At 69.4% G+C, this 4,462-nt stretch carries 4 protein-coding genes; 2 read left to right on the plus strand and 2 right to left on the minus strand.

Annotation, left to right across the window (positions count from 1 at the left end; genetic code table 11):
• Positions 1-39 precede the first annotated feature (39 nt).
• Together hisS and ACWGIG_RS37245 are read right to left on the minus strand one after the other, a co-directional pair.
• On the minus strand, positions 40-1,302 hold the full coding sequence (gene hisS / locus ACWGIG_RS37240; protein WP_453326151.1) for a histidine--tRNA ligase: 1,263 nt from the start codon (positions 1,300-1,302) through the stop codon (positions 40-42).
• Between the two features lie 10 nt (positions 1,303-1,312).
• The gene (locus ACWGIG_RS37245; RefSeq protein WP_453326152.1) at positions 1,313-2,008 is read right to left on the minus strand and encodes an MBL fold metallo-hydrolase; all 696 of its coding nucleotides are present in this window, start codon (positions 2,006-2,008) and stop codon (positions 1,313-1,315) included.
• Between the two features lie 168 nt (positions 2,009-2,176).
• On the opposite strand from ACWGIG_RS37245, the gene ACWGIG_RS37250 reads away from it, so the two are divergent.
• Complete coding sequence (locus ACWGIG_RS37250; protein ID WP_453326153.1) at positions 2,177-2,992, plus strand: peptidylprolyl isomerase; 816 nt, start codon at positions 2,177-2,179, stop codon at positions 2,990-2,992.
• Positions 2,993-3,160: 168 nt separating this feature from the next.
• Positions 3,161-4,390, plus strand: a complete 1,230-nt coding sequence (locus ACWGIG_RS37255; protein WP_453326154.1) for a DUF349 domain-containing protein — start codon at positions 3,161-3,163, stop codon at positions 4,388-4,390.
• Positions 4,391-4,462: the final 72 nt, after the last annotated feature.

The raw sequence follows: 4,462 nt of genomic DNA on the forward strand, positions 1-4,462 counted from the left end.
ACCTCTGAGGTGCCGGGCCCCTCCTCCGTACGTACGGGATCAGGCCAGGCGGCGCTGGATCTCCGCGACGACCGTGTCCAGGGCGACCGGCTCCTGCTCGCCGGACTCCATGTCCTTGAGCTGGACCTGACCCTCGGCGAGGTCGCGCTCACCGGCGACGACGACATAGCGGGCGCCGCTGCGGTTGGCGTTCTTCATGGCACCCTTGAGGCCCTTGCCGCCGAACGAGAAGTCCGTGGCGACCCCGGCCTTCCGCAACTCGGTGACCTTGGCGAACAGCACCCGGCGGGCCTCCTCGCCGAGCGGCACCGCGTACACGGCCGTCGACGACGGGATGTCGAGGACGATGCCCTCGGCCTCCAGCGCGAGCACCGTGCGGTCGACGCCCAGCGCCCAGCCGACGGACGGCAGCGCGGGGCCGCCGATCATCTCGGACAGGCCGTCGTAACGGCCTCCGCCGCCCACCGCGGACTGCGAGCCGAGACCGTCGTGGACGAACTCGAAGGTGGTGCGGGTGTAGTAGTCCAGGCCGCGGACCAGCTTCTCGTCGTCCTCGAAGGCGACGCCCGCAGCGGTGACCAGCGCGCGCACCTCCTCGTGGTACGCCTTGCACGCGTCGCACAGGTAGTCGCGCAGCGCCGGGGCGCCGACCAGCTGCTTCTGCACGTCCGCACGCTTGTCGTCGAGGACGCGCAACGGGTTGATCTCGGCGCGGCGGACCGTCTCCGCGTCGAGGTCGAGGCCGCGCAGGAAGGCCTGGAGGGCCTCCCGGTAGACGGGGCGGCACTCCTTGTCGCCGAGCGAGTTCAGCAGGATGCGGAAGTCGCGCAGCCCCAGCGAGCGGTACGCCTGGTCGGCCAGGATGATCATCTCGGCGTCGAGCGCCGGGTCCTCGGCTCCGATGGCTTCGGCGCCGACCTGCGAGAAGTGGCGGTAGCGGCCCTTCTGCGGGCGCTCGTAGCGGTAGTACGAGCCGGAGTACCAGAGCTTGACGGGCAGATTGCCGGCCTTGTGGAGGTTGGCCTCCAGCGCGGCGCGCAGCACGGATGCGGTGCCCTCGGGGCGCAGCGCGAGCTCGCTTCCGCCCTTCGTGGTGAGGGTGTACATCTCCTTGGTCACGATGTCGGTGGACTCGCCGACGCCGCGGGCGAACAGCTCGACGTTCTCGAAGCCGGGGGTCTCGATGTAGCCGTAGCCGGAGTTCCGCAGCGGCGCCGCGATGGCCTCGCGCACGGCGAGATACGTCGCGGAGACGGGCGGAAGCAGGTCGTACGTGCCCTTGGGGGCCTGAAAGGTACTCACGGGAGGTAGGTCACATTCCTCGTCGAGGGGCGGGCGCGGCGTCCAGGTCCCGCAGGTACGGGTTGGTCGCGCGCTCCTGGCCGATGGTCGTCTGGGGGCCGTGCCCGGACAGCACCACGGTCGAGTCCTGAAGCGGCAGGCACACACGGGCCAGCGATTTCAGGAGGTCTGCGTGGGAGCCGCCGGGGAAGTCGGTGCGTCCGACGGAGCCGGCGAACAGCAGGTCGCCCGAGAAGAGGATCTGCGGAATGTCCGCGGCCTCGGGCAGCTTGAAGGTCACCGACCCCTTGGTATGGCCGGGCGCATGCGACACGGACAGGTCCAGACCGGCGAGCACCAGCTCGGCCCCGTCGTACAGCTCCTTGACGTCGTCCGGTTCGCCCACCGTCAGCTCGCCCATGAGCTGAGCACCCAGGGAGCGGCCGAGGGCCTTCTCCGGGTCGCTCATCATGAAGCGGTCCTCGGGGTGGATCCACGCGGGTACGTTCTTGGCCCCGCACACCGGGACGACCGAGGCGACGTGGTCGATGTGGCCGTGGGTGAGCACGACGGCGACGGGCTTCAGCCGATGCTTCTTCAGCGTCTCCTCGACACCCTGGGTGGCCTGGTGGCCCGGGTCGATGATGACGCACTCCTCGCCTGCGGCGGGGGCGACCAGATAGCAATTGGTCCCCCAGGCCCCGGCGGGGAACCCGGCAATAAGCACGATCGTCCTCTGTGTGGTCGTCCAGCGGGGATTGCAGTATGGATTTGCAATGGATCAGAGCCTACCGGCGCTCTTCCCCCCACAGCTAACCCATATACGGTACGGGCTAGCTCGGGCCCGGCCGGACAGGAGTCCGGCACCAGTCGACACGTACGAGGAGAACACCCGGTGGTCACCAGCGATCAGCGGCGGCGGCAGCTCGCCAGGGAGAAGTTCGAGCGCCAGCAGCAGCGCCGTGCCGAGAAGCAGCGCAAGGCCAGGCGGCGTACGGCGGTGATCGGCGCGGCACTGGCCGTGGTCGTGGCGGCGGGCGCGACGGCGTACGCGACGGGCGTCTTCGACAGCAAGGGCAAGGACGGCGGCAAGTCCGTGGCCGACGCCCCGAACCCGTCGGACTCCCCGAAGAAGGCCGCCGACCCGTGCAGGAAGCCCGCGCCGGGCGAGGTCGCGAAGCTCTCCTTCAAGGAGGAGCCGAAGCTCGACATCGACAAGTCGGCAAAGTACGCGATGAAGCTGCAGACCACCTGTGGCGACGTCGACCTGGCGCTGGACGCGAAGAACGCGCCGCGCACGGTGAACTCGTTCAACTTCCTTGCCGGGAAGGGGTACTTCGACCACACCAAGTGCCACCGCCTCACCACCCAGGGCATCTACGTCCTGCAGTGCGGCGACCCCACGGCGGCCGGCAGCGGCACCCCCGGGTACAAGCTCCCCGACGAGAACCTGAAGGACCCGAAGGTCAAGGGCGGTACGTACCCGGCGGGCACGGTCGCGATGGCCAACGCGGGCCCGGGCACCGGCGGCAGCCAGTTCTTCCTGGTCTACAAGGACAGCCCGCTGCCCGCGAACTACACGCCTTTCGGCACCATCGAGGGTGGTCTGGACGTGCTGGAGAAGATCGCTGGTGCGGGTGAGTCCAGTGGGCAGGGCGACGGGGCCCCGAACGCCACCGTGGTCATCGACAAGGCGACCGTGACCAAGTAGACCCACAGTCAAACCGGGATGTGCGGGATGCGGACAGCCGCCCTGCGCGTCGCCTATGTTGGCGGTGTGCAGGGCGTCTTCGGCCCCGCGATCAGACTGTGGACGATGAAACTGTGGACGATGCCCGGGGGCCACGAACCCTCGCAGGCATCATGTGGAGGAGGCGCTGTGAGCAGCGACCCGTGGGGCCGTGTCGACGAGACGGGCACCGTGTACGTGCGTACGGCCGAGGGCGAGAAGGTCGTCGGATCCTGGCAGGCGGGCTCTCCCGAGGAGGCCCTGGCCTACTTCGAGCGCAAGTACGAGGGCTTGGTGGTCGAGATCGGCCTCCTCGAAAAGCGGGTGAAGACCACCGACCTGTCGGCGAAGGACGCCCAGACCGCGATCGACCACCTGCGTACGCAGGTCGACGAGCACCACGCGGTGGGTGACCTGGACGCGCTGGGCAAGCGGCTCGACGCCCTCGTGACGACGGTCGAGAAGCGCCGCGAGGAGCGCAAGGCGGAGAAGGCCAAGCAGACCGACGAGGCGAAGGTCTCGAAGGAGAAGCTGGTCACCGAGGCCGAGGAGCTGGCGCAGAGCGACCAGTGGCGTTCGGCCGGCGAGCGGCTGCGGGCGCTGGTGGACATCTGGAAGGGTCTCCCCCGGCTGGACCGCAAGGCGGACGACGAGCTCTGGCACCGCTTCTCGCACGCCCGCTCGGCGTTCTCCAAGCGCCGCAAGGCGCACTTCGCCTCACTGGACGCGCAGCGCGAGGAGGCCCGCAAGGCCAAGGAGAAGCTGGTCACCGAGGCCGAGTCGCTGTCGAAGTCGACCGACTGGGGCGGCACGGCGGCGCGTTACCGCGACCTGATGACGGAGTGGAAGGCGGCGGGCCGCGCCCAGCGCGAGTTCGAGGACGACCTGTGGAACCGCTTCCGCGGCGCCCAGGACGTCTTCTTCGCGGCGCGCGGTGAGACCTTCGCCGAGCGGGACGCGGAGCAGGGCGAGAACCTCAAGCTGAAGGAGGAACTCGCCGCCGAGGCCGAGAAGCTGGTGCCGGTGAAGGACCTGAAGAGCGCGCGCGCCGCGTTCCGGGCCCTCAACGAGCGCTGGGAGGCCATCGGTCATGTGCCGCGCGACGCCCGTCCGAAGGTCGAGGGCCGGATGCAGGCCGTCGAGCGCGTGCTCCAGGAGTCCGAGGAGAACGAGTGGAAGCGGACGAACCCGGAGGCGCGTGCGCGTGCCGCGGGTCTGACCGGCCAGCTCCAGGACGCCGTCGAGAAGCTCCAGAAGCAGATCGACACGGCACGCACCGCGGGCAACAACGCGAAGGCGGACAAGCTCGCACGTGAGCTGGAGGGCCGTCAGGCGCTGCTCGACCAGGCGATGAAGGGCCTGGAGGAGTTCGGCGGCTGATCGCCGGTTGTTCACGTACGGGAGCCGATGGGCCTCCCGTACGTACGAGATGGTCCCCGGACTTCTTCAAGT

It is taken from the genome of Streptomyces sp. NPDC054863 (assembly GCF_053610825.1).